The organism is Prosthecobacter sp. (assembly GCF_044227185.1).
GTDB lineage: Bacteria > Verrucomicrobiota > Verrucomicrobiia > Verrucomicrobiales > Verrucomicrobiaceae > Prosthecobacter.
Map to the genome: position 1 here is coordinate 504,092 of NZ_JBGAFO010000005.1, position 25,413 is coordinate 529,504.

A 25,413-nucleotide genomic window follows, 5' to 3' on the forward strand; every position below is an offset into this window, starting at 1 on the left:
CCCACGCCTCAAGGCAGCGGGAAGCGCTTGTTGGTCTGGCTGACTTCCTTGCGGATTTCGGCCAGGGCTGCGGCGTCGTCCTTGTTCGTCAGGGCGCGGTCAATCCAGGCGGCGATCTGCTTCATCTCGGCTTCCTTCATGCCGCGCGTGGTGACTGCCGGAGTGCCGACGCGGATGCCGCCGCCGAGGGTGATTTTCTCAGTGTCGAAGGGAATGCCGTTTTTGTTCACGGTGATCGCCGCCTTGTCCAGCGTCTCGCTGGCGATTTTGCCATTGAGGCCTTTCGGACGGAGATCGACGAGCATGAGGTGGTTGTCCGTGCCGCCGCTGGTGATGCGGTAGCCGAGTTCGATGAGCGCCGCGGCGAGCGCCTGGGCGTTTTTGACGATCTGCGCCGTGTAGTCCTTGAAGCCGGGCTTGAGGCATTCGCCAAAGCACACCGCCTTCGCCGCGATGACGTGCATGAGCGGGCCGCCCTGCACGCCGGGGAAGACCTGGCTCTGGATCTTTTTGAAGAGGTCCTCGTTGTTGGTGAGGATCATGCCGCCACGCGGGCCGCGCAGGCTCTTGTGCGTGGTGGTGGTGACGAAGTCGGCGTACTCCATCGGGGATGGATGCGCGCCACCGGCCACGAGTCCGGCAATGTGCGCCATGTCCACAAACAGATAAGCGCCCACGCTCTTGGCGATCTCGCTCATCTTCTTGAAGTCGATGATGCGCGGGTAGGCGCTGGCGCCGGCGGTGATCATCTTGGGCTTCTCCCGCAGGGCCACTTCGGCGAGTTCATCATAATTGATGCGCTCGTCTTCGGCGCTGACACCGTACTGGGAGAACTGGTAGAAGCGGCCGGAGAAATTGGCCGGATTGCCGTGCGTAAGGTGGCCTCCGTGGGCCAGGTTCATGCCCAGCACCTTGTCCCCGGGCTGCAGCACGCTGAAATAGACAGCGGCATTGGCCTGGGAGCCGGAGTGCGGCTGCACATTGGCAAACTTCGCGCCGAAGAGCTCGCAGGCGCGGTCGATCGCGAGCTGCTCCACCTTGTCCACTTCTTCGCAGCCGCCGTACCAGCGCTTGCCAGGGTAGCCCTCGGCATACTTGTTGGTCAGGCAGCTTCCCTGCGCGGCCATCACGGCCTTGCTGGTGAAGTTTTCGCTCGCGATGAGCTCGATGTGGTCCTGCTGGCGCTCCTGCTCGCCGCGAATGATCTCGGCGACGGCCGGATCACTTCCTTCCAAAATATCGAGCGGGTGCGGCTGCGCGTTCATCTTGTCCACGCGGCGTCCATGGCGGCCTCCGGCGAAGGGGGTCTTCAGCCAGGTGTCCACGATCTCCCTGGCCGCCTCCTCCGGCGTGTTTTTGCCGGAAAGGCAGAGCACATTCGAATTATTGTGCTCACGCGTGATGGCGGCCGTCTGCGCGTCGCTCACGAGAGAGGCCTGGATGCCCACATGGCGGTTCGCGGCAATGCACATGCCGATGCCCGTCGTGCAGACCAGGATGCCCGCGTCGGCCTCGCCGGAGAGCACCTTGCCGGCAACCACTTCCGCATAATCAGGATAGTCCACGGAATCGTGCGAGTTTACTCCGAGGTCCTCCACGCCGTAACCGACGGATTGCAGGTGGGTGACGACGGCATTTTTCAATTCCACCCCGCCGTGATCGGCGGCGATGGCGAGTTTCTGAGGAGGGCTGCCGTTGGAGGTGCTGGTCATTTTCGTTGCGTTGGGGGGTGAGGGTCGAAGATGGGTCGGGGATGACTGCTGTCATCAGTCATTTTTCTTCCAGGTCTGGTCGATGAAGGCGAGCAGGCTGGGCAGCATTTTTTCCAGGCTGCGCAGCGTTTCTTCATACGCCGCGGGGCCCTGGCCAAAGGGGTCGGAAACATCCCTGCCCCGAAGCTCGTCTTCGGCGGCAAACTCGGACACCAGATAGACCTTGTCCGAGTGCGCGGGAAATTCATCCACGATCGCGGCCATGTGGTGGGAGGACATGGCAAACACATGCGTCGCCTGCTCCAGTGTCTGCTGGTCCAGCATGCGGCTTTGAAAACGGGTCAGGTCCAGACCGCGCTCCTTGAGCAGGGCGGCCGTGTGCTTGCTGGCCGGCATGCCCGGCGCCGCCGCGACCCCCGCGCTGGACACCTGGTAGTCGGCACGCTCCTTGACCATTTCACGGAAAAGCGCTTCCGCCATGGGGCTGCGGCAGGTGTTGCCAGTGCAGACAAAAAGGACGTTTTTCAAGATGCTGAGCGGGGTTTGATTCCTACGCCCGCCGGAGCCGACGGGATCTCAGTTTGTCGCGACACCCCCGTTTGTCAAAGGCCGAGCAAAATCTGCACCCTAAGCATTTTCGTGGAATATCCCGCTTGCCAAATGGGCCGCTCATGGGCTTTGCTTCCGTTTATCTTATTTTCAAGCGCTCAAACCCCGGATGGCGGAACGATACAAAATCTATGAGAAGCTCGGCATGGGCGGCGTCGGTGCCGTCTTCCGGGCCTATGACAGCCAGTTGAAGCGCTGGGTCGCCGTCAAACGACTGCTGACCGCGAACGAAGCCGACATCGACAAAAACATCGCCTCCGAGCTCCGCCGCGAAGCCGATGCTCTCGCCTCCCTGCGCAATCCGAACATCGTCACCATCTTCGATGTGGCCAGCGACAGCGAAGGCCTCTTCATGGTGATGGAGCTTCTCCAGGGCGAAGACCTCGCCGACGTGGTCTCCCGCGGCCCCCTGCCCTACGACGACTTCAAAGAGCTTGCCTCGCAGACGCTCGAAGGCCTCCTCGCCGCTCACCAGCACCACATCCTCCATCGCGACATCAAGCCGGAGAACATCAAGGTGGAGCGCCTCCCCGGCGGCCGTCTGCAGTCAAAGATCATCGACTTCGGTCTCGCCCGCGCGGGGCTGCGCGCCCGCAAGCAGACCGAGGACCAGGAAGGCACCGTGATGGGCTCCATCTACTACATGGCGCCCGAGCAGCTCACCCGCGAGCCTGTGGATGAGCGCACCGACCTCTACTCCCTGGGCTGCGTTTTTTATGAGGCGCTCTCGGGCCGCAAGGCCTTCGACGGCACCTCCATGGCGGAGGTGATCGACAAGCACATCGACCATGTGCTGGTGCCGCTCCATCAGATCGCCCCGCATGTGCCGCAGTGGCTCGGCGCCTGGTGCGCGCGCCTCATGGCGCAGAAGCCGGAGGACCGCCCCGCCAATGCGCAGCAGGCCATCGAAGAATTCCGCGCCTGGGAAAAGATGCCCACCATGGTGCCTTACGGTCCGTGGATGGGCATGTATGCGCCCCCGCCCGTGTACATGCCTCCGGGCACCGGCACTGTGCCGCTCACGGGCTACTATCCGCCCCCTGAGCCCCAGCCCGTTTATGCCGAGCCGGTTGTTCCCGTGGAGATCGTCGAGGAAGGCCAGCCGGTCGTCGAAGTCGCCGCCATCACCACGCCGCTCGCGCCTGCGCCCAGGCGGCCCTCCCCCGGTCACGCCACTTCGCAGCACAGGCCATCCTCTGGAATCAAAAGCTCCGCTCCCGAGAAATCCAATGCGAAGCTCATCAAGCAAATTGCCATCATTGGCGGGGCCGTCGTGGTGCTGGGCATCGGCGGCTGCTTTTTCTTTGGCAAGAAATCCGGCTCCTCCTCTTCTGGATTGTCCGCCATTGGTCTTTCGTCCAATCCGCCCAAGGTCACCTTCCAGCTGCCGCAGGACCGCGCGTTTCCGCCGGTGGACCGCGGCATCTCGCTCTTCTACGTCGGCAGCACCGGCATTCTGACCAATCGCAAGGGAGGTGACGGCAAACCCGCCCCGGCCAATCCCAACGAAGTGGTCGTCGAATGGCACGACCTTTCGGAACGCGGAGGTGACAATATTCTGCGCAGCTTCCAAAACAGCCCGGACTACGCGCCCAAGCGCGTCAACTGGCCTGAAGCCCCCAAAGGCGGCACTCCCAAGCCAGGCCGCGTCGTGCTGGACTTCCACCCACGCAACGGCAAGCCCTGCATTTTGGAGCTCGCGGACACGGGCAATGAGACGGAAAACATGCCCTTTGGCAGCAAGGCCGCCCCCGTTCCCAATGACAAAGGCCTCACCGCTGTCATCGCCTTCCAGGCCGACCCCGCGAAACTCCCGATGCGTGTCTTCACTCTTAGCAACGATGACGGCACGTTGCTGTCCCTGCTGGTGGATGAGAAGAAGAATCTCGTGACCGAAGTGAAGCACGAAGGCGGCAGCCCCACGCTGACGTCCAAAGATGTGAACGGCACCCTGGCCTGCCTGGCCTTCATCACCTGGAACACCAATACGGGCGCCCTCGAACTCCGCGCGCGCGATGCCGATGGCAAGTTCTTCACCTCCTCCGGCGGCAAGTCCAACGCCCCCTACAAACCGCTGAACCGCCTGCTGATCGGCCGTGATCGTGAGAGCAGCGGCGCCAATGTCGGCCCCCAGGACCAGTTCTGCGGCTACCTGGCCGAGTTCTTTGTGTACTCCGTCGTCCTCAAGCCGGACCAGCTCCAGCTCATCGACGGTCGCGTGCGTGACTGGTACTTCCAGCCCACGGCACCTCCGCCGCTCAACACCCGCCTCAAGACCAAACTGGGCTGGATCGAGCCGCGCGGCGCCTGGAAGCTGAGCGCCAGCCACAAAAAGGAGGACCTCTCCAAGGCCACGGACAACAACACCGGCTCCCGCTGGGCCACCGGCGTCTCCATGAAGGGCGGCGAGTGGGTCACCATCGAACTTCCCACCGAGGAAAACATCGCCGGTCTGGCGCTCGACAGCCAGGGCAGCAGCCAGGACTATCCCCGCAAATACAAGGTTGAAGTTTCTTCCAATGGCGCTCAGTGGACTGCGGCCGCCCAGGGAGACGGCTCTGCATTGACCGAGATCGTTTTCAAAGCTCCGATCAAGGGCCGCTTCGTCCGCGTCACCCAGCTCGGCACAGCCTCCAACTACTGGGGCATCAACGAACTGGTCCTGTTCAAGAAGTAGCCGGCCGGATCGCGGTGCTTAGTCCATCGCCGCGCACAAAGCCCCGCGCAACACGTGCGCCTGCTCGTGGCTGAGGCCCGCCGGAGCGGCCACGGCGGCATGCACCATGCCCTCGGGTGTTTCACACGGGATCACCGTGAGCACATTCCCGGAAGCCAGCGGCTGATGGATCAATGGCGGCGTCTCACAAGCGGACATCGCGCTGGCGCGTATCGCCGCGCCCCAGGCCATCATGGTGGAGAGCACCAGCCCTGCCTTGGCCTCCCCACCCCAGAGCACTTCGCCGTCGTCGCTCATCACCAGAACATGGCCTCCATCCTCATGCAGCACCTGGCGTGCCCAGCCGGCAAATGCAGCCAGACGTACCTCACGGGAGCCATGCGGAATTTCAAACACTGGTGTTTGGGAGGAGGCGGCGCTGAGTTTCGATTCCGGCTCCCCCTCCGCCGCAGTTTCAGGCATGTCGGCAGCGTCGTCGCCAATCTCTGCCGGGGCAGCATCACCGTCGCCTGGGGCAGCCTGTTCAACCGGAACAGGAGCAATGGGGGCCGGCTCTGGCGGAGCTGCTTCGCTGGTGCGTGTCAGAATCCCCGCCTCGGTCGCCCGCTGGCGAATCGCACGCAGCTTGTCCCGGATGCGGCTCAGCGGCAGGGCTGCGGCAGAGTTGTGCAGCGTGTGATCCTGTGTCTCGGGTTCCACTTCATCCTGCACCTCTGGCTGAGGCTGCGGCTGGATGGAACCGGCAAACGTCGTCTCCGCCACCACAGCCGCCGGGGCGGGCCTCGCGGGAGGGGGGCTCCAGTCCATCGCAAATCCCCAGGTCGTGGCCTCGGCGCGCGGCGCTTCAGGCGTCGTGTCAATTTCCATGACGCCTCCGGAGTCCTCCACCGGCTCCTCCAGTGGCGCAATCTGCGCCACCAGGGCCTTGATCTGCTCGGCATCAATCCATGAGACTTGCATGGCCATGCTCCTTCTCGCGTTCGTGGGTCAGACCCGTTCGTTGCTCCAGCTCGGCGGCGATCTGGTCAAAAATCAACGCCTCGGGCGGCGGGTTGCGTTTCGTCAAGGCCACCGGCACGCCAAGGGCACTCGCTTCGAGGAACGAGGGCAGACGCGGAATGCTCTGCTGAAACAGCAGGTTTGCAGGCAGCATGTCGCGCAGCTCCCGTGCCACCTTCAGGCTCATCTCGTTTTCCCGCATCACCATCGTCAGCAGGATGCCGGCCACGCGCACGCCCGCGCCTTCCGCACGGAACCGCGCCAGCGTTTCCAGCAGGTGCGGTACGCTGCGGATCGCCAGCGGCTCCGCCTGCTGCGGAAGCACCACAAAGTCACAGGCCTTCACCACCGCTTCCGTCGTGCTGCTCATCCCGGCCGCCGTGTCCATCAGCACCACATCCGCGCCGCGCATTTCCGCGCCGCGCAGCAGGTCGGCCAGCCGCGCCGGCACCTCATGCGCCGCCCAGCCCTGCCTGGCGCAGGTGTCATACTGCCCGGCGGGCACGATCTCCAGCTCCGGCAGCCGTGTGGACACCACCATGCGTCCCAGGTCTCCGCCGCGCACCAGAAACTCATGAAATCCTTCCCGCGCCTTCGTGCTCTTCGCCAGCGAAAGCCCCACACCGCCCTGCGGGTCGGTGTCGATCAGCAGCACCCGCCAGCCGCGCCTCGCCAGGGAATAGGCCAGATTGATGCACAGCGTGGTTTTCCCCACGCCTCCCTTCTGGCTTGCCGTTGCAATCGCGATCACGCGCCGATGCTAGGATGGGTTTGCCGAATGGCAAGGAGTTGCACGCCAGACCATTCAAGATTAAATCGGAAACGTTTTCCTCTACGGGGGATTTAACCCCGCGCAATATCGCGTCTTCACATCTCATGAAACCGCTTCTCCCCTTCTCTCTGGTGCTCTGCCTGATGGGCGTCTCATGTGAACGCCATGCGGAGCTCCGCCGTGAGATCTCTGCCCTCGACGCCACCGTGAAGCAGGACGAGGCGGCCGTCCGCCAGTATGACAAGGACATCGCCGCGCTTGGCGGCAAGGACGCCGTGAGCCGCTTCACGGAGCAGGCCCGCATCAAGCAGGATCAGATGCGCTCGCTGGAATTCGTCAACGGGCCCAGGGAGCGCAAGCTCTCCGCCATTGAAGCCGAGTTCAACACTCTGAAGCCGGCCGCTGAAGCCTTCAAAGCCGCCCAACCAAAGTAAGCCGCAACCACCGTCCTCCCGTGTTTGAATTTCGTCTCAACTCCCTCATCAAGGCTCTTCTCCTGCTCGCCTGCATCCTGGGCGGGTGCGACTACCTTTCCACACTCGACAAACTCAAGGCCGAGCTCGCCGATTTGAACGCACGGAACGCCGTGGCCCGCGAGACGCTGGAGCTGCGCCGCCAGGAATGGACCGAGCTCAAAGCCGCCAAAGACAAGCTGGATCAACTCTTGAAGCATGAGCAGGACCTCATCCGCCAGCGCGAGCTCCTGGACACTCAGGACCGCAGGCTGACCGCTGATGTGAAATACCTGGCGGACTCCATGACAGTCCTGGTGGAAAAAGTGCGCACATCCGCCATCGGCGCCGTCATCCCCGAGCTCAAGCTCGCGAACCGCCCGCCCCTGCATCAGGCAAAGATTTTCAAAATCACCGATGACTCCATTTCCTTCCTTCATGAAGAGGGAGCCGCCAACCTCAAGGTGCTCCCCGAGGAGCTGCCCCCGGAGCTCGTGCAAAAGTATGACCTGGGCCCCAAGTCGATCTCCCTAAGGCTGAGAAATTTGTTGAAGGAATTGCCGGTTAAATGAGCAATTAAGACTTGCCTTCATCGGGAAAATCATCTTACCCTATGGCTTCATTTTTCTGTATGAAAAAATCCCTGAAGCCTATCCCATGTTTCCGCAGGTTCATCCAGTCCATGGTAGGAACGTGTGTCTGGTCCGGTCTGGCTCTCTGCCACGCCCAGGAGGTGACTTCCCAGCTTGAGGTGCCGGGGGCCTTCGGCAAGAAAGTCTATCAGAACGTCAAAGTCATGGCAGTCACCCCCCAGGGGGTGAAAATTGTGCATGACGCAGGCATCTCAGTGGTGCCCGCCGCCTCACTGCCCAAGGAGTGGCTGGCGAAGTTCGCTCCTGAGGCCGCGGCCATGCCGACGGCTCCCAAGGAAGAAGCCAGGCCCGCCGAGAAGCCGGTGGAGACCGCACCCCCACCTGCAGCAGGCACGTCTTCGGCAGGGACTGCCGTTTCCTCCTTTGATCCCTCGTCGCTCGTGTTCATTAAAACCGCAAACGGTGACGCCACGGGCAACGGCTCCGGCTTCATTGCCAGGGCGAATGGCAAAACCTACGTTTACACCAACGCGCACGTGCTGTGCGGGGAGATCGGCAGCTTTACCACCAAGATTTTGAGCATCAAGACGGCCTCCGGAAGGATCATTCCCACGCCCTTTGAACTGGAGCTTTCCGAAATGCAGGACGGCGGTGCCGAAACAGGCCTCGAAGATCTGGCGCGTTTCCCCGTCACCCTGAGCGAGGGCGAAAGCGCCTACGAAATCTCGGAGCTCGACCCTAACACCGCCATGAACAGCCGTATCATCGCCTATGGCAACAGCCTCGGCGGGGACGTCATCACCTCCCTGCCCGGAAATATTTTGGGCCTGGGCACCGACCGCATTGAGATGAGCTGTGAAATCGTTCCCGGCAACAGCGGAGGGCCCGTGGTGCTGGAGCAGAGCAAAAAAGTGATCGGCATCTCCACCTATCTCGTCAAAGGCAAAGGAGACATCTGGGCCCGGAACACCAAGTGGGAGCAGATGCGGCGCTTTGCCATGCGCCCGGATAAAGTCACCAAATGGAGAAGGATGCAGTACACCGCCCTGATGAGTTCAACCGCGGAACTAAGCGCGTTTCACAGGGACACCCTCTCACTGGCGGCCGCATCCTATCTCAATCCCAAGCCCAACAACGCAGGCTTTGATGTGTCCGTCCAGTCCAAAGGAGACTTCGAACTGCGCAAAGTGCTGACTGAAGGAAGCCGCCACTCGCTGGGCCGGTCGATCACGGGAGCCATGTCCAAAGTGAACCAGCGCCTGACCGGAAGCTTTGGCGGCAACAAGGCCATGATGTCTGCGCAAGGAGTGCGGCCTTACTTCGCCGAGTTTTTCGCCACGGTGGCCCAGGCCTCCTCCTCCCAGATGCAGTCCATGCAAAATGCGGACCGGGCTCCGTATTTGAAACAATTCATTCCGGAACTGATCCGCATCCGCACGGAATATCACAATCTCTTTCTGCAGCAGGCAGCGCGTTTCAAATAGGCGCAGTCGCTTCCGTCAACCTGGTCTCCTTCCACATGACATCTTTCGAAAGGGACGCGCAGCCTGCGGGGTTAGCGGGAGACGCTTGAATATCCGCTCCCGCTGGAGCAGAGGCGGAAGAGGTGGTTGCACACTTCGTGGGCGGAGAGGATGCCGGTGCGGGGGAGCTGGTCGAAGTCGCCGATGAGGACGGGCCAGTCGGCGCGGTCTTCGGGGATGCGGCCGTGGGAGCCTTTGACGAGGGTGGCGTCGAGGGGGATGACGTCCATGAGCATGCGCTGGCCGAGGGCTTTTTTGGCGAGCTTGGAGGCGACTTTGAGTTTGGGCCACTTGATGGCGGGATCGACGAAGAGCTCGGCGGGGTCGTAGCCGCATTTGCGGTGGATGTCCACGCAGCGGGCGAAGTCGGGGGCTTTTTTGTCGTCCTGCCAGTAGTAGTAGGTGAACCAGCTTTTGGCATCGGCCACGGCGATGAGGTCGCCGCTGCGCTCGTGATTGAGGCCGACGAGGTGTTTTTCCATCTTGCCGAGGACCTGGGCGACGCCGGGGGTGACCTCTAAAGCGCCGCGGACGTTGGGGAGGATGCTTTGATCGTTGACGTAGATGTGGGCGACCTGATGGTCGGCGATGGCGAAGGCCTGGGAGCCGCCGAGATCGAGGGTTTCGCGGCCGAGCTCGTCTTTGATGCTGAGCCAGCCGCGCTCGCGGAAGACGCGGTTCAGGTGGACGGGCTGCTCGACATTGGTGATACCGTATTCGGAGAGGAGGACGACCTTGATGTTGCGAGTCTCGTAGAAGCGGATGAGGTCGCCGACGACGTTGTCGATCTGGCGGAGATCGAAGCGGATTTTCTCCATGTCGATGCCGACGCGCTGGAGGTTGTAGTCGAGGTGGGGGAGGTAAACGAGGGAGAGGCCGGGCCAGTGTTTTTCCTCGATCCACTTGGCGCTTTCGGCGATCCAGATGGAGGATTTGATGTCGGAGCCGGGGCCCCAGAAGTGGCGGAAGGGAAAGGGGCCGAGGTCTTTTTTGATGCGGTCCCGCAGCGGCATGGGCTGGGTGTGGATGTCGAAGACCTTGCGGCCATCGGCCGGATAGAGCGGGCGCGGGGTGATGGTGAAATCCGCGGTGGAGTACATGTTGAACCACCAGAAGAGCTTGGCGCAGGTGAACTGGGGATCGACACGGCGGAGGGCCTCCCAGAGTTTTTCGCCCTGCATGAGCTGCTCGGGCTGCTTCCAGAAGCGGTGCTCGGCGTAGTCGCGGTCATACCAGCCATTAGCGACAACGCCGTGGTCACGAGCGAGGCGGCCGGTGAGGTAGGTGGCCTGGGCGGTGCAGGTGACGGCAGGGAGGACGGGCTCGATGAGGGTGGAGCGATTGCGCTCAACGAAGGCGCGAATGGCCGGGGTGTGCTCGCCAATGAGCCGGGAGGTGAGGCCGACGACGTTGAGGATGGCGGTGCGCTGCATGGCGAAGGTTCGCTGTTGTCGGTTCTCGGTTCTCGGTTCGCTGTTCTCGGTTATTAACGCGTGGAACCGTGAACTGCGAACAGAGAACTTTCCGCGAACTTTAATAGAGCATGGCGGCGATGACGTAGGCGATCTTGCAGAGGCAGTGGAGGGCCTGATCCTGGATGAAGGTGGTCTTGTTTTCGCACTTGGCGAAGTCGATGAACCAGTGGAGGACGAGCTCGATGCAGCCGAGGATGAAGCAGCCGGTGATGGCCCAGACAGCGGCGGCGTGGAGGAGGCAGTGGGCGGTCATGCACCAGGGCCAGATCTCGACGGGACGGGTGGGGTCCTGCCTTTTGAGCAGGAGGTGGCGGTTTTTGCAGGTGGAGAGGAATTCGCCCTGCAGGGGGTAGTCCATCAGCGCGTGACCGGCGAACAGGAGAAAGAGAACCTGGATGGCTTCGAGCGAGGTGTGCGGAGGAAATGGCAGCAGGCCGGACATGCAGAGGTGTTCCATCGTGAATGGCGGACTGTAGCGCACGATTGATCATGCGCCAAACAATCCGCCACATCGCGGTGAATCAAGCGCTGTAGAAGGCTGCGATCTTCTCATTCACCGCGCGGAGGCGGGTGGAAATGGTGCGACCGACACCAATGAGCAGCCAGGCGGCGGCGCGAGGGTATTCATTGATGTAGCTTTCCAGGGTCTCGCCATCGATGCGCCAGACCTGGGAGAACTCCACCGCGGTGACGCTGGCGCTGGCGACGTTGGGGTCGAGGAGATTGATCTCGCCGATGGTCTCTCCCCGCTGGATGGAGCCGAGGAGGACCTTGTGCCCGCCGCGCATGGCGGTGGCGTGGAATTTTCCGGAAACGACGAAGAAGAGGCTGTTTTGCTGCTGCCCTTCCTCAATGAGATGCTGACCGGGCTGCACCGGGAGGAATTCGCCATAGCCGCTGAGGATGTCGCGGTCCTCGTCACCAAGGGGTTCGAGGATGCCTTGGGCGGGAAGCTTGGGAGACGAGAGGGAGCTCATAGAGGGAGAGTGGGATGAATTAAGCGGTCTTTTTTAAGCTTAGAGGCCCGGAATGGCAAGCCTCGTGAAGAGGAAGACGCCGAAACCCGATGGTGAACGGGCAAAGGCTCCAGCTTTTTCACCCGCTGTGGTCATTCACCTTTATGAAGTATTGTACCTCCTAAATTTTGCTGGATTTCCAAGGGCATCGGTTCAAAATCGCCCCCTCACTTCAACCAGCCAACCTGACCTCATCCATGTCCGACGCCCCCACCTCCTCCAAATGCAGCAGCTGCTGCGGCTACGCTTATGCCCATCTTCTGCTCCGCCTTTGGGTCGGCCTGCGTCTGTTCATGGCAGGCCTGGACAAGTTCCGCTGGGGGAATGGGCCAACGGTGAGCTTTGGCCTGGAGAATTATCCCAAGAAGACCGGACCGCTGGCCAAGCTGATGACGGACAACAGCTTCATGCCGCAGTGGGCCTGCGACGCCTTTGCCGCGACGATCGGCTACATCCTCATCCCTGTCGGCATCTGGGTGGCGATCGGCATTTTCACTGAGTTCGGTCTGCTGGCGGCCGGCCTGGTGTTTCTGGCGCTGGGTTTTGGCCTGGCCTCCCTGCCGGATGACACCGAAGTGGTGAGCAACATCGGACTTTCCATTCTCATCGTGGCCGCCGCCCTGGTGACTGCTAAAGCGAAGAATCTTTCGCTCGACGGAATTCTTCGCCGCAAAAAGGCCTGACCGCGACGTCGTGTCGTAGAAGATATACATGGCAGTGAACCCACGCGCCTGACTGTACCTATGAATTCCCAGCCTCTTTCCTCCTCTCCCGCGCCGCTGTCCCGTTTCATGGACCGCCGCGGCTTCCTCCGCACCAGTGCTTTGACCAGCAGCGGAATCTACCTGGCAACCAGCAAGAGCGCGGTCGCGCAGGCCACTGACAAAGGGCGCACGATCAAGTGCGCGCTGGTGGGCTGCGGCGCGCAGGGCAATGCGCTGCGCGTGGCCTCCAAGGACGTCCCCGGCATCCAATGGGTGGCGATGTGCGACATCTGGAAGTACTCTGTGGGCCGCACGCGCGGCGGCTTCCTGAGTGAAAACAAGCACCAGGTGGAAGGCAATATCAAAATCTACGAGGACATCAATGAGATGCTCGACAAGGAGCCGTCGATTGAGGCGGTCTTCATTGCCACGCCGGACTTCCTGCATGCCCCATATTCGCGCCTCTGCCTGGAGAAAGGCAAGAACGTGTACTGCGAGAAGATGATGAGCAACACGATCGAAGGGGCGAAGGACATGGTGCGCGCCGGCAAGGCGAACCCCGGGATCTTCCAGATCGGGCACCAGCGCCACAGCAACCCGCGCTACCTGAACCTGCGTGACAACATCATCAAGCCGGGGAAGATGCTGGGCCGCATCACCCATGCGTATGCGCAGTGGAACCGCGGTGTGTCCGGCAGCCAGCCGCAGGAAGCGGTGAAGGGCTATCCGATCTCGGACGAAGTGCTGAAAAAGAACGGCTACAACAGCCTGGAGGAGTTCCGCAACTGGCGTTTCTTCTCCAAGTATGGCGCGGGTCCGCTTTCCGACCTGGGAGCGCACCAGATCGACATGTTCAACTGGATGTATGAATCGACTCCCGTCTCGGTGATCGCCTCCGGCGGGGTGGACTACTTCGACGGCAAGGACGGCCGGCCCAAGTTCGAGCTGCCGGACAACATGATGTGCATCTACGAATTTAACACGCCACAGGGAGCGCTGCGCGCCTACTACCAGGTGCTGACGACGACGGGCTCCCAAGGTGCGTATGAAAAGCACATGGGGATCGGCGGCACGGCCATCATTTCGGAACTCGACACGAACGGCAACCAGCTCTACGCCGAGCCGGGTCAGGACTGGGAGGGCTTTGCGCTGGGGGACAACCCGCCCATCATGAAGGCGGCGGACAAGGCCAAGAACAAGTTCTGGGAACACCCGCGTGACTGGGAGAAGCCCAAGCCGCCTTCCTACGGTGCGGTGAGCGTGGCGGACGTGCGCGAGAGCAAGGCCCTTTCCCAGTGGGAAATGTCCGTGAAGCTGAAGGTGAAACCCCACACTCCGCACATTCAGAACTTCATAGAGGCGGTGCAGAGAAAGGATCCGGCGCACCTGACGTGCAACGTCGAGGCCGCGTTCAAGTCCTGCGTGACGGTGCTCAAGGCCTACGAGGCCAAGGATTCCGGCGGCAAATACACCTTCAAGCCCGAAGATTTCCAGGCGTGATCCGCGCCCTGAACTCAGCACCTAACAACCAACCACTCCCCATGAAAAACACCCTCCACATCCTGACGGGCCTCGCGCTCGCGTTCACCCTCGCCGCGTGCGGCAAGAAAGAAGAATCGAAAGCCGAAGCTGCCGCCGCAGCCCCCACCCCAGCCCCAGCCGCGGCGCCCGCCGTGCCTGCTGGCGACCTTGAAGAGATCAAGCTCGAGTTCCCGAAGCCCATGTTCATCGGCACGCCAGTGCCTGCTGAACTGCCGAACCTTGAGAAGGCTGACCCCAGCAAGGTGGTGAAGTCCATCATGGTCCCGAAAGGCACCACGAACCTGGCCAAGGGCAAGAAGGTGACGAGCTCTGACTCCGCGCCGATCATCGGTGAGCTCAGCCTTGTGACGGATGGCGACGCCGACGGTGCTGACGGTTCCTTTGTGGAACTGATGCCCGGCAAGCAATGGGTGCAGATCGATCTCGGCGAAGAGGCGAACATCTACAAAATCGCCATGTGGCACTACCACAAGCAGGCGCAGGCCTACATCGACGTGGAAGTGCAGGTTTCCGATGATCCTGAGTTCAAGACCGGCGTGACCAGCCTGTGGAACTCTGACCACGACGACTCCTCCGGCATGGGCAAGGGCAGCGACCCCGCCTACGTGGAAACCAACCACGGCCGTGTGGTGGACGCCAAGGGCATCAAGGCCCGCTACGTGCGCCTGTGGAGCAATGGCAACACCAGCAACGACATGAACCACTACTGCGAAGTGGAAGTGTTTGGCAAGCCTGCCAAGTAAGCCGGAGATTTGATTGAATCGAAACCGCCGTGCAGGAAACTGCATGGCGGTTTTTTTTGTACTGACCAGGTTGCGATCTTTATCCTTGTCGTTTGCCATCCCACGGGCGGGCCGGAAATCGCATTCGGAGAGTGCGGACCACTTCACGGGAGGTCCTGCCGCACGCTCTGAGAATTCGCTGCTCCCTTTTCTCTCACGGCCCCATCCTGAAAAGGACGGGGCTGTGCTTACACGTCCATGATCTTGGGGGCTTGGGAGCGTGTGGTCTGCCACTCCTGATAGCGTTCGAGTTCGCGCTGGACGAGTTTGAGGCAGAAGGCGACGACGGTGGCGTCGTCGAGGTAGCCGACGCCGATGATGACATCGGGGAGGACGTCTGCGGGATTGAGGACGTAGAGGAGGGCGAGGGAGACGGCGCTGATGGCCCAGTAGGGGATCTCGCGGTAGGCGCCGGCCCAGTAGTCTTTGACCATGCTGAGCATGATCTTGGTCTGCTCGAAGACTTTTTTGAGCTTGGGGAGCTTGCTCTCGATCTCCTGAGCGCGCTGGTTGACCTTGGCTATGTCGAGGTCGTGGTCGCCTTTGGGAGGAGTGCTGGTGCTCATGGGAGAAGTTTAATCAGGGGCGTGGGGGGAAGTCCAGCGGGCAGTGAGTCAGTGGGCGTTGGGCGAGAGAGGGGGGCATTGGCGAATGGGGGCGCTGGTGGTCGGACGGTTTGGCGGAGGGGGGGGTGGAGAGTGGGGATGAGCTGGACACCAAACACATCCAGCCTACGGGCGGACCGCACATGGAATGTGCGGACCACTTCGCGCTGGGTGGGCAGGTGGAGATTTTGGCACGCTTGTGGCGTTGACTTGGGGGACGGGGGCCGAATGATGGGGGTGCGATGCGTGCTGAAGATGCTTCCCTCCCCTGCCCTGATTTGACGGATGTTTTGACGAGTGAACTCGTGGAGTGCGGGCGGGATTTCCACCGGCGGGGGTGGTCGCTGGGAACGAGCAGCAACTACAGCGCGGTGACGGGGCGGGAACCGCTGAGGCTGCTGATGACGGGAAGCGGCTATGACAAAGGGAGGCTGCAGAAAGAGCAGTTTGTGATGGTGGATGAAGGGGCGCGGGCGCTGCACGGGGGCGGTCCGAAGCCCTCGGCGGAGGCGGAGCTGCACACGGTGCTGGCGAGGCATGGGGCGGGGGCGGTGCTGCACACGCATTCGGTGGCGGCGACGGTGCTGAGCGAGCATTTTTTGAAGGCCGGAGGACTGCGCATTGCGGGCTATGAAATGCTGAAGGGGCTGGCGGGGATCACGACGCATGAGTCGGAGGCGTGGATAGAGATTTATCCGAACACGCAGGACATCGCGGCGCTGGCGAAGGTGATCGACGGGCGGATGCGGGATGCGGGCAATCCGCTGCGGCATGGGTTTCTGATGGCGGGGCACGGGCTGTACACGTGGGGAGAGAGCATCGCGGCGGCACGAAGGCAGGTGGAGGTGCTGGAATTTCTTTTCGAAGTCGTCACGCAGAAGCGTTTGCTCTGCGGCTCATTTTAAGGAGCACTCACCCATGGCCTACCTGCGCATTTCCTCCAAAGACCGTGTCATTGAAGACGCGGATGCCATCCGCGTTTTTTTGCTGCCGCATGGCATCCGCTATGAGCGGTGGCCGGTGGCGGGAAGGAGCGACCGGGATGCCTCGCAGGAGGAGATTCTGGCGGCGTATGCGCCGGAGGTGGAGGCGCTGAAGGAGAGCGGCGGGTACCTCACGGCGGATGTGGTGAACGTGACGCCGGAGACGCCGGGGCTGCAGGAGATGCTGAACCGATTCAACCAGGAGCACCGGCATGCGGAGGACGAGGTACGCTTCATCGTGAAGGGGCGCGGGATTTTCTACATCCATCCCGAGAACAGCGACGCGGTGTTTTCGATTGAGATCGAGGAGGGGGATCTGCAATGTGCCTGCGGGAACGAGGCACTGGTTTGACCTGTGCGCGGACCGCACCATCCGGGCGATACGGCTGTTCCGTGAGAAGGCCGGGTGGACACCGCTGTACACTGGAGACGCGATTGCCAGCGAGTACCAGCCGCTGTGCTTTGGGCCCAATCCGATGGCGGTGAAGGGATTTCGGATCGAGCAGGCAGCGGCGATCGCGGCATGATCACGTTTGGAGGCAAAGTCATTCTGCTGGACATCGAGGGCACGGTCTCGCCGCTGGCGTTTGTGCATGAGGTGATGTTTCCGTATGCGCGGCAGCGGGCGGGTGCGTACCTCAACACGCACTGGGGCACGGCGGTGATGGGGCGACTGGCAAGTGATGCGGGAGTGGCGAGGTTTGCGAGCCCGGCGGAGGCCGAGGCGGCGGTGCTGCGGTGGATGGACGCCGACGCGAAGGTAACGGGGCTGAAGCAACTGCAGGGACTGATCTGGGAGGAGGGATTTAAGAACGGCGAGCTGCGCAGCCGGATCTTTGAGGATGTGCCGCATGCGCTGGCGGGATGGTGCCGGCAGGGGCGCGAGATCCGCATTTACTCCTCCGGCAGCGTGCATGCACAGAAGCTGTTTTTTGCGCACACGAAGCGTGGCAATCTAACCGCGCATTTCTCGGGCTATTACGACACGACGACGGGCTCCAAGCGCGAAGCGGCGAGCTATGCGGCCATCGCGGCAGACTGCGGGCTGGAGACAAAGGAGATTCTCTTTGTCAGTGATGTGGTTGAGGAATTGAATGCGGCGCGAAATGCGGGCATGCTGACGGCGCTGGCGCTGCGGCCTGGAAACGCGGCTGCGCCGCCGAACGACCACCCTGCCCTCACGTCCTTTTCCGACATCGTCCTCACATGAAGATTCACGGCCAGCCGCACCGCTCCATCGAAGCTGAACACGCCACGCGCAGTGCGCGCATCATTGACCAGACGCTGCTGCCACACGTGGTGGAGTGGCGGACGCTGCGGACGATGGAGGAGGCGGCGGAGGCGATCCAGGTGATGCGGGTGCGGGGTGCGCCGCTGATCGGCGCGACGGCGGCGTTTGGGCTGTACTTTGCGCTGCGGGAGAATGCCACGGATGCGGCGCTGCAGCATGCCTACCATGTGCTGCACGCGACACGGCCGACGGCGATAAACCTGCGCTGGGCGCTGGACCGGGTGAAGCGGGTGGTGATGCCGCTGGAGGCCGCGCAGCGTGCGGATGCGGCGTGGAATGAGGCGCTGGCGATCTGCGAGCATGATGTGGAGACGAACCGTGCGATTGGCAAACATGGGCTGGAATTGTTTCGGGCGATCCAGGCGAAGAAGGATGATACCGAGGCGGTGCTGAATGTGATGACGCACTGCAATGCGGGATGGCTGGCGACGGTGGACTGGGGCACGGCGATCTCGCCGATCTACCAGGCGCATGATGCGGGGATGAAGGTGCATGTGTGGGTGAGCGAGACGCGGCCGCGCGGCCAGGGGGCCTCGCTGACGGCGTTTGAGCTGAAGGAGCATGGGGTGCCCTACACCCTGATCGTGGACAACAACGCCGGGCACCTGCTGCAGCGCGGGCTGGTGGATGTGGTGATCGTGGGCACGGACCGGGTGACGGCGCACGGGGATGTGGCGAACAAGATCGGCACGTATCTCAAAGCTCTGGCGGCGAAAGCGCATGAGGTGCCGTTTTATGTGGCGACGCCGGTGAGCACGATCGACTGGACGATCACGGACGGGATCCGGGAGATCCCGATCGAGCAGCGGAGCGCGCGGGAGGTGACGCACATGCCGGGGATGAATGCGACGGGGGCGCGGGAGGAGGTGCTGATCACCCCGGAGGGAACGGAGGCACGGAATGACGGCTTTGACGTGACGCCGGCGGGGCTGGTAACGGCGCTGGTGACGGAGCACGGTGTGGTGGCGGCGACGGCGGAGGCGATGGGGGAGCTGCGGGGGAGGATTTGAGAAATGGGGCGCTGGGCTCATCTCGGCGGAGCGAGATGAGTACTCTACTTTTTTTCGTGATTTAGACACTGGTCGGTGTCGGAGATGCGAATACCGTGAGTCGGTTTTTACCCCATAAAGGAGATCTGCATTATGAATCGTTGCCTTGCCAGTGTGTTGACGGGATGGGCGTTGCTCATCGGAACTTCGAGTGCGGTGGCGCAGCAGCCTGCGGCGGCTTCGCGTGCCATCATTGTGTTTGATGCGTCTGGAAGCATGTACGGGGAGGTGCCGGGCGGGGTGAAGATCGACATCGCGAAGAAGGTGGTGAGCGACATTGTGGGCTCGATTGATCCGGCGATGGAGCTGGGACTGATGGCGTATGGACACCGGAAGAAGGGAGACTGCGAAGACATCGAGCTGCTGGTGCCGCCGCAGGCGGGAAGTGCGGCCGCGATTCTCAAGGCGGTGGCGGGGCTGGAGCCGAAGGGGAAGACGCCGCTGACGGCGGCGGTGATCCAGGCGGCGAAGTATCTGAAGTTTGAAGAAGCGAAGGCGTCTGTGATCCTGGTGAGCGACGGGGTGGAGACGTGTGAGAAGGACCCGTGCATGGCGGCGGAGGAGCTGGAACGGCTGGGGATTGATTTCACGTGCCATGTGATCGGCTTTGACCTGAAGCCGGGAGAGTCTTCGGGGCTGGAGTGTCTGGCCAAGAAGACCGGGGGTATGTACCTGGCGGCGAAGGATGCGGCATCGCTGAAGTCCTCGCTGGAAGTGGCGATGAAGCAGGTGGCGAAGCCTGTGACGACGCTGGTGGTGGAGGCGAAGAAGTCCTCTGGCGGTGCGATGCTGGACGGGGTGGCGTTTCAGGTGTTTGCGGATGGCGGCGGTGAAAACGCGATCGCCACGGGGACTGGCGGGCACTGGAGCACGGAGCTGCCGAAGGCGGGGAAATACACGCTGAGCGCGAAGTTTGGCGGCAAGACGCTGGAGCAGACTGTGACGATCAAGGACGGGGAGACGGTGACGAAGGAGGTGGTCTTTGCGGAGACGGGGCTGAAGGCGGTGGCGTATGACAAGGAAGGCGGCGTGGCTTTTGAAAAGGAAGTGAGCTGGGACCTGTTTGGCCCTGCGGATGGCGAGGGGAACCGGCCGAAGGTGTCCTTCAGCTATGAAGCGAAACCGTTTCTCAAAGTGGCTCCGGGCAAGTACCTGCTGACAGCGGTGCGCGGCAATGCGACGGCGAGCGTGGTGGTGGAAGTGAAGGAAGGGCCGGCGCAGGAGGTGAAGGTGATCCTGGGCAGCGGAAACCTGAAGCTGAGCGCGATCAGCGCCGAGGGACAGCCGGCGATCGCGAAGGATGTGAGCTGGGAGCTTTTCACGCCGCCGGATGCGGAGGGCCAGCGGAAGAAGCTGGGCTACAGCTACGAGGCGCAGCCGAAGATGACGCTGCCGTCCGGCCCCTGCCTGGTGGTGGCGGTGTATGGCAATGCCAAGGGCCAGAGAGAGGTGGAGGTGAAGGCGGGAGAGACGCAGGACATCGTGGTGCTGCTGGGCAGCGGGAAGCTGAAGCTGGCGGTGGTGATGGAGGAAGGCGGCACGCCGGTGGCGAAGGATGTGACCTGGGAGGTGTTTGGCGAGGCGGATGCGGAGGGCAACCGTGCCAAGGCAGCTTACAGCTATGAGGCGCAGCCCACGCTGGCACTGCCGGCGGGCAAGTACCAGGTGGAGGTGGCCTATGGCAATGCGAAGGGGAAGGTGATGGTGGAGATCAAGGCGGGAGTGACCACGGAAAAGGTGGTGAGCCTGGGTGCGGGGAAACTGAAGCTCTCCGCAGTCCCGACGGAAGGCGCGGAACCGATCTCCAAGGATCTGTTCTGGGAGATCGTGGGCGCGACGGCTGATGCAGAGGGGAACCGGACGAAGGCGGGTTTCAGCTACGATGCGCAGCCGACTTTCAGCCTGCCTGCCGGGAAATATCTGGTACAGCTCGAGTGGGGCGCTGCGAAGATGAAGCAGGAGGTGGAAGTGGCGGCAGGCAAGATGACGGAAAAGCCGATCGTGCTGAATGCGGGGACGCTCGCCGCCAGTGCGCTGATGGCGGAAGGGGCGGATCCCGTGGCGGACGGGCTGAACTGGGATGTGTATGGAGAGCCGAATGCCGAGGGCGAGCGGCCGAAGGTGACCTATAGCTATGATGCGCAGCCGAAGTTCCGCCTGAAGGCGGGCAAGTACCGGGTGGAGGTGACACGGGGAGCGGCCACCACGCGCGTGGAGGTGGAAGTCCAGGCGGGCAAGATGATGACCAACGCGCTGAATTTGAACGCGGGCACGCTGAAAGCGAACTCATCCACGCCGGGGGACTGGGAGGTGTTTGGCCCGGTGAATGCGGAGGGTGAGCGGAAGAAGATCACCTACTCGTATGATCAAAATGCAAAACTCTTCCTGCCTGCGGGCAAGGTGCTGGTGGTGCGCAGCAAGGACGGGAAGAAGGCGGAGCAGGAAGTGGAGATCAAACCGAATGCGATGACCGAGGTGACGCTGGATGCGAAATAGCCCGGGGAGAAACCTGCCTGCTGCTCAATACGACTTGTAAAAGGACCGGCATCATAGACCATCTGCCACCCGATTATGAAACTCATTCTTCAACTCATGGCTCTCGGGCTGTTTGCCAGCAGCATCTCGTCATGCAAGAAAACGCCCTCGGCAGAGAAAGCCGCCGAGGACAGGCACAAGGCGGCTGAAGCAATCAAGGAGGCCGTGAAGTCCAACGCCGACGTGGCGAAGGAGAAACTGGAGGTGGCCAAGGTGGAAGCGGAGAAGAAGGCCGCGGAGCTGAAGGTGGCTGCCGAGAAGGAAGCGGCCATTCTGAAAGAGGCTGCAGCGAAGAAAGCTGCGGAGGCTGCGAAGGCGATGGAGGAAGCAGCAGCGAGGGCGAAGGCGGCGCTGACTCCGGCTCCTGCGTCTGCGACGCCGCGGCCAGCGCCGGCACCGGCCCCTCCAGCGCCTGCGGTGCCGAAGTGAGGTGTGTTTCGTTTTGCTTCACCACGGGAGTGAAGTGTGAGGAGCGTCAGGAGGTGATCCTGGCGCTCTTTTTGTTTGGAGCCACGATATGCTGAGACAGGCTGCTTTCTTTGTGCGCGGGCCGCTCCAACCCGAAAGCGGCGTCAGGCAGATGGTATCCCCTCACCCCCGCCCTCTCCCCGAAGAGGAAATTTGATTGTTTACGATTTTCAGGGGCGGGGAGAGGGAGAGTCGCGCACGCCGCCTTGAAATGATCCCACCGGTTGCTGTTTCAGAGGCTTTCATGGGCACGCCTGCGATCAGAGTGCACGAATTCGCGCGCCGAGGGCTGGCGCCAGCAAAGTAATCTGCACAGTTCTGTGCGATGCTCCCGTGCACGAAAGCCCAGACGCCGCACAGAGGATTCCCTTCGGGGCTGCGCAGGTGCGGACCACTTTGCTGGCGCCCTCGCGGGAGCCCAGGAGCAGCTTCCGGCTCGTGGCGATTGCTCTTTAAAAGCGATGGGTGCTTGCGGAGCGCTGCGGACTGGAAGTCCGCGCGTCGGGGTGCTTTGGCTCGCGGTTGTTGAGCCGGTGCAGGCTGGAGGAGGGTCAGACTTCTTTCGGGACTTCGTAGCCTTTGCGGTATTCGCGGGTGAGGAGGGCGAGGGCTTCGGGGGTGGCGGTGTCGCCGATGAAGGTTTCTTTGGCGGCGTCGATCTCGAGCATGGGGCCCATTTTGATGTCGAGCTGGGAGGCATCGAGCTCGTTTTTGATGAGGTGCTCGTGGAAGTCGGCGATGACGTCGTTCCAGGGCTGGAAGTCCTTCACGGCGGCTTCGGCCTGCTCGCGGTTGTACTTGTGGCCGAGGCGGAAGGAGTTGTTGGCAAGGTGGCACCAGGCGCTGGAGAAATGAATTTTTTCCACTTCACCTTTCAGATCGTCTTTTTTGCGGCTGCGGATGGCGTCGATGAAATTGGCGGCGTGGGTTTTGCCACCGTCGCCTTTGAAGGTGTGAAGCTTCTGGCCTGCGGAATCAAAGGCGGTGCCGCCGCCGCGGCTGCCGGTGTAGTACCCGCCTTCGCACTCGATGATGAGGAAGGCGCCGGTGCGGCGGCGCAGGTACACGTCGGGGGCTTTGACGCCCTTTTGGCGGGGGAGATTGTGGAAATCGATGATGACCGGGATGCTGCCGGTGTCCATGTAGGCGAAGTGGGTGTTGGGTGTTTCGCCGGCGTCATCCCAGGCGAAGCGGCCGCCGCCGGCGATGACGCGCTTGGGAAGCGTGACTTTGTCGCGGAAGACGACGTTGCGGAGGTCGTCGAGAATATGGGGGCCCCAGTTGCCCATTTCGCCGTTGCCGGTGTTCCAGCTCCAGTGCCAGTCGTAGTGGAATTTTTCGCGGTAGATGGGCTCGTCTTTGGCAGGGCCGAGCCAGATGTCGTAGTCCAAGGTGGCAGGAGGAGGGAGGGGCTCGGCGCGTTTGCCGATGGAGGAGCGGAGGCTGTAGTGATTGCAGCGGACGTATTTGATTTTGCCCATGGTGCCGGCATCGAGGAAACCTTTGATTTCCTCCTGCAGGGGATCGCTGCGCTGCTGGGTGCCGCCCTGGACGATGCGGTTGTACTTGCGGGCGGCTTCGACGAGCTTGCGGCCTTCCCAGATGTTGTGAGAGACGGGCTTCTCGACATAGACATCCTTGCCGGACTGCATGGCCCAGATGGAGGCGAGAACGTGCCAGTGATTGCCGGTGGAGACGACGACGGCGTCGATGCTCTTGTCCTCCATGATCTTGCGGAGGTCCTGGGTGGTCTTGGCATTGGGGAAGGCTTTCTTTCCTTTGTCCAGGGCGGCGGTGTCGGGATCGCAGAGATAGGCGATTTCCACGCCGGGGACTTTGGCCATGCGGCCGGCATTGCCCAGGCCCTGGCCTCCGAGACCGATGGAGGCGATGCGGATGGTGTCATTGGCGCCGAGCACGCGGCTGGCGGAGAGAGCGGTGAAGGCTAGAGCGGACTGGGTGATGAAGGAGCGGCGTGAGGTCATGGCTGAGCGGATTAAAATCGAAGTTTAATCCGAACGATGTTCTGCATGCAACTCCTTCGCCAAATCATGCTGGCCCCCATTCCTGCCCCACTGCGGCCGGCGGAAGGATGGCGACGATCATCATTCGCGGCGGATCTTGCGTGATTCCAAATTTTTGACGATTTCGCAACTGGTCACGGACGGCTGGACAAGGGGAAACAGGAGCAGCTATGATCCGCCTACTATGAACACCGCTGATCTTGTCTTCGTGGGTTTCAACCGTCGGGTGGCGGCGCTGCAACGCCAGACCGGTGACATCGTGTGGGAGTGGAAGGCTTCCAACGGCATGTCGTATGTGAGCCTGCTGCTGGATGGCGGCACGCTGATCGTGTCTGTGAACGGCTACATGTACGGGCTGGATGCCGCGACGGGACGGCAGATGTGGTACAACCCGATGAAGGGCTATGGCACCGGGGTGGCGGCGATGGTGTCCGTGAAAGGGATGAGCAGCAATCCGACAGCGGCGGCGGCGGCAGATGAGGCGGCGCGGCAGGCGAGCCAGAATTCGACGACGGCGACGAGTACGACGTAGTACGCGGGCAAGCTGGCGGATCAGAAAGTGATCTTGCGGAGAAGTCCTAATGAACGACTGCGTGGCATGACTCTGAGCGTCACGATCCCTGATGCGTTGGCGGCCACCCTGCAACGAAAGCACCCTGCTTTGCCGCGAGTACTGCTCGATGGATTTGCGGTGGAAGCCTATCGAAAGGGCATGCTTTCAGCCGCAGAAGTTCGGGTGCTGCTTGGACATGAATCTCGCTGGGAGACAGAAGATTTTCTCGCTGCACACGAGGCGTGGCCAGGAACCACTTCTGAGCAAGTGGCGGCTGATGGAAGCAAGCTATAGCATTTTGCAAAACTCATTTCCGTTTAGCGGGCTGTTTCTTGATCGCAGATCATGGGCTTCGACGGCGGCTGGCTGAGGACAGCCAGCCCTACCTGCGCTGGGCACGCGCATGCCTGCAGCGAGGTAGGGAGGCTGGTCCTCCAGCCTCCGCCGAACGTCTCCAAGCGCCGCTGACCGGAAATCCGTTTTGGAAAACGCCATCATGGATGACGAGGGGGCAGCGCCGAAACTTCAACCGTTTCAACTATTTCAACGCCTGGGTATACGCGAACAGCCCGCCAGGTGGGAAGTCACATCCCTCCGGCACGTCGGCAGGGCCTACAGCGGTTTGCAAATTCATTTCCGGGAGGCCTGCTTTTCTTGCCCCGCAGTCTTGGAACTTCGACGGTGGATGGGCACGCCCCGCCCAGCTTTGCCTTGCGCACGTTCAGCGCGCGGTAGGGAGGCTGGTCCTCCAGCCTCCGCCGGGCCTTGCCACGGGTGCTTTTCGGAAATCAGTTTTGCAAACGGCTATAAACGCGCTTCTCAGTCGATGATTGTCGTCTGAAACCAATTTCCGCGTCACGCAGGTGGTGATTGACGCCGCCTGGACGGCCAACGCACCTCGTTGACCAACATCGGGTAGGAGGCGGGGTTGCCCCCGCCGTCCTCCCACACCACCGGACGTGCGGTTCCGCATCCGGCGGTTGAGATGAAGAGTTTATGTTCATGGTCGGACCTGACGTTGCCAACGTTGGATGGTTTCGAGCAGGAAC

General features: G+C 62.0%; 23 protein-coding genes and 1 pseudogene. 15 read left to right on the forward strand and 9 right to left on the reverse strand.

Annotated elements, in window-relative coordinates:
• Positions 1–8 precede the first annotated feature (8 nt).
• On the reverse strand, positions 9–1,712 hold the full coding sequence (gene rpiB, locus ACILSQ_RS14950; RefSeq protein ID WP_395744447.1) for a ribose 5-phosphate isomerase B: 1,704 nt from the start codon (positions 1,710–1,712) through the stop codon (positions 9–11).
• Between the two features lie 54 nt (positions 1,713–1,766).
• Positions 1,767–2,240: a low molecular weight protein arginine phosphatase gene (locus ACILSQ_RS14955; protein WP_395744448.1), complete on the reverse strand. Its 474-nt coding sequence runs from the start codon at positions 2,238–2,240 to the stop codon at positions 1,767–1,769.
• Positions 2,241–2,430: 190 nt separating this feature from the next.
• Between ACILSQ_RS14955 and ACILSQ_RS14960 the strand changes: the two genes are divergently transcribed.
• Positions 2,431–4,998: a protein kinase domain-containing protein gene (locus ACILSQ_RS14960; protein ID WP_395744449.1), complete on the forward strand. Its 2,568-nt coding sequence runs from the start codon at positions 2,431–2,433 to the stop codon at positions 4,996–4,998.
• Positions 4,999–5,016: 18 nt separating this feature from the next.
• Here ACILSQ_RS14960 and ACILSQ_RS14965 read toward each other — a convergent pair whose 3' ends face one another.
• Together ACILSQ_RS14965 and ACILSQ_RS14970 are read right to left on the reverse strand one after the other, a co-directional pair.
• Positions 5,017–5,964 (reverse strand): hypothetical protein, encoded by a 948-nt coding sequence (locus tag ACILSQ_RS14965; protein WP_395744450.1) that lies wholly within the window; start codon positions 5,962–5,964, stop codon positions 5,017–5,019.
• Positions 5,939–6,748: a ParA family protein gene (locus ACILSQ_RS14970; protein WP_395744451.1), complete on the reverse strand. Its 810-nt coding sequence runs from the start codon at positions 6,746–6,748 to the stop codon at positions 5,939–5,941. The genes ACILSQ_RS14965 and ACILSQ_RS14970 overlap by 26 nt, the downstream gene beginning before the upstream one ends.
• Before the next feature lie 125 nt (positions 6,749–6,873).
• Here ACILSQ_RS14970 and ACILSQ_RS14975 point away from each other — a divergent pair, with 125 nt between their 5' ends.
• Genes ACILSQ_RS14975 through ACILSQ_RS14985 form a run of 3 tightly spaced genes read left to right on the forward strand, consistent with a single transcriptional unit; the run spans position 6,874 to position 9,298 of the window.
• Positions 6,874–7,203: a hypothetical protein gene (locus tag ACILSQ_RS14975; RefSeq protein ID WP_395744452.1), complete on the forward strand. Its 330-nt coding sequence runs from the start codon at positions 6,874–6,876 to the stop codon at positions 7,201–7,203.
• A 20-nt stretch (positions 7,204–7,223) separates the two neighbouring features.
• Complete coding sequence (locus ACILSQ_RS14980) at positions 7,224–7,793, forward strand: hypothetical protein (protein WP_395744453.1); 570 nt, start codon at positions 7,224–7,226, stop codon at positions 7,791–7,793.
• 59 nt (positions 7,794–7,852) lie between these two features.
• Positions 7,853–9,298, forward strand: coding sequence for a trypsin-like peptidase domain-containing protein (locus ACILSQ_RS14985; protein ID WP_395744454.1), 1,446 nt, complete (start codon positions 7,853–7,855; stop codon positions 9,296–9,298).
• Between the two features lie 71 nt (positions 9,299–9,369).
• Here the strand turns inward: ACILSQ_RS14985 and ACILSQ_RS14990 are convergent, their stop codons facing one another.
• The 3 genes from ACILSQ_RS14990 to ACILSQ_RS15000 form a co-directional block, all read right to left on the reverse strand.
• Complete coding sequence (locus ACILSQ_RS14990) at positions 9,370–10,770, reverse strand: alkaline phosphatase family protein (RefSeq protein WP_395744455.1); 1,401 nt, start codon at positions 10,768–10,770, stop codon at positions 9,370–9,372.
• A gap of 100 nt (positions 10,771–10,870) precedes the next feature.
• Positions 10,871–11,269, reverse strand: coding sequence for a DUF3307 domain-containing protein (locus ACILSQ_RS14995; RefSeq protein ID WP_395744456.1), 399 nt, complete (start codon positions 11,267–11,269; stop codon positions 10,871–10,873).
• A 64-nt stretch (positions 11,270–11,333) separates the two neighbouring features.
• Entirely contained in the window at positions 11,334–11,789 is a 456-nt protein-coding gene (locus ACILSQ_RS15000; RefSeq protein WP_395744457.1) for a Crp/Fnr family transcriptional regulator, read from the reverse strand.
• A 236-nt stretch (positions 11,790–12,025) separates the two neighbouring features.
• Between ACILSQ_RS15000 and ACILSQ_RS15005 the strand changes: the two genes are divergently transcribed.
• The 3 genes from ACILSQ_RS15005 to ACILSQ_RS15015 are packed head-to-tail and all read left to right on the forward strand — an operon-like array spanning position 12,026 to position 14,817.
• Complete coding sequence (locus ACILSQ_RS15005; protein ID WP_395744458.1) at positions 12,026–12,511, forward strand: TQO small subunit DoxD; 486 nt, start codon at positions 12,026–12,028, stop codon at positions 12,509–12,511.
• Between the two features lie 60 nt (positions 12,512–12,571).
• Positions 12,572–14,032 (forward strand): Gfo/Idh/MocA family protein, encoded by a 1,461-nt coding sequence (locus tag ACILSQ_RS15010; RefSeq protein ID WP_395744459.1) that lies wholly within the window; start codon positions 12,572–12,574, stop codon positions 14,030–14,032.
• A gap of 41 nt (positions 14,033–14,073) precedes the next feature.
• Positions 14,074–14,817: a discoidin domain-containing protein gene (locus ACILSQ_RS15015; RefSeq protein ID WP_395744460.1), complete on the forward strand. Its 744-nt coding sequence runs from the start codon at positions 14,074–14,076 to the stop codon at positions 14,815–14,817.
• A gap of 227 nt (positions 14,818–15,044) precedes the next feature.
• Here the strand turns inward: ACILSQ_RS15015 and ACILSQ_RS15020 are convergent, their stop codons facing one another.
• Positions 15,045–15,422: a YkvA family protein gene (locus ACILSQ_RS15020; protein ID WP_395744461.1), complete on the reverse strand. Its 378-nt coding sequence runs from the start codon at positions 15,420–15,422 to the stop codon at positions 15,045–15,047.
• 317 nt (positions 15,423–15,739) lie between these two features.
• On the opposite strand from ACILSQ_RS15020, the gene mtnB reads away from it, so the two are divergent.
• From mtnB to ACILSQ_RS15050, 6 genes and pseudogenes are all read left to right on the forward strand, one after another.
• On the forward strand, positions 15,740–16,366 hold the full coding sequence (mtnB, locus tag ACILSQ_RS15025) for a methylthioribulose 1-phosphate dehydratase (protein ID WP_395744462.1): 627 nt from the start codon (positions 15,740–15,742) through the stop codon (positions 16,364–16,366).
• A gap of 13 nt (positions 16,367–16,379) precedes the next feature.
• Positions 16,380–16,971: pseudogene (locus ACILSQ_RS15030) on the forward strand (1,2-dihydroxy-3-keto-5-methylthiopentene dioxygenase).
• Positions 16,968–17,654 (forward strand): acireductone synthase, encoded by a 687-nt coding sequence (gene mtnC, locus ACILSQ_RS15035; RefSeq protein ID WP_395744463.1) that lies wholly within the window; start codon positions 16,968–16,970, stop codon positions 17,652–17,654. Before ACILSQ_RS15030 ends, mtnC begins: the two are co-directional and overlap by 4 nt.
• A complete protein-coding gene (mtnA, locus tag ACILSQ_RS15040) occupies positions 17,651–18,745 on the forward strand; it encodes an S-methyl-5-thioribose-1-phosphate isomerase (RefSeq protein WP_395744464.1) in 1,095 nt (364 codons plus the stop codon). Before mtnC ends, mtnA begins: the two co-directional genes overlap by 4 nt.
• A 132-nt stretch (positions 18,746–18,877) precedes the next feature.
• Positions 18,878–21,280, forward strand: coding sequence for a VWA domain-containing protein (locus ACILSQ_RS15045; RefSeq protein WP_395744465.1), 2,403 nt, complete (start codon positions 18,878–18,880; stop codon positions 21,278–21,280).
• Positions 21,281–21,355: 75 nt separating this feature from the next.
• Positions 21,356–21,748 carry a hypothetical protein gene (locus ACILSQ_RS15050; protein WP_395744466.1) on the forward strand — a complete coding sequence of 131 codons (393 nt, stop codon included), beginning with the start codon at positions 21,356–21,358 and terminating at the stop codon, positions 21,746–21,748.
• 590 nt (positions 21,749–22,338) lie between these two features.
• Here ACILSQ_RS15050 and ACILSQ_RS15055 read toward each other — a convergent pair.
• Positions 22,339–23,772 carry a Gfo/Idh/MocA family protein gene (locus ACILSQ_RS15055; RefSeq protein ID WP_395744467.1) on the reverse strand — a complete coding sequence of 478 codons (1,434 nt, stop codon included), beginning with the start codon at positions 23,770–23,772 and terminating at the stop codon, positions 22,339–22,341.
• Between the two features lie 223 nt (positions 23,773–23,995).
• Between ACILSQ_RS15055 and ACILSQ_RS15060 the strand changes: the two genes are divergently transcribed.
• Complete coding sequence (locus ACILSQ_RS15060; protein WP_395744468.1) at positions 23,996–24,343, forward strand: PQQ-binding-like beta-propeller repeat protein; 348 nt, start codon at positions 23,996–23,998, stop codon at positions 24,341–24,343.
• Between the two features lie 66 nt (positions 24,344–24,409).
• A complete protein-coding gene (locus ACILSQ_RS15065) occupies positions 24,410–24,658 on the forward strand; it encodes a UPF0175 family protein (RefSeq protein WP_395744469.1) in 249 nt (82 codons plus the stop codon).
• The last annotated feature ends 755 nt before the right edge of the window (positions 24,659–25,413 follow it).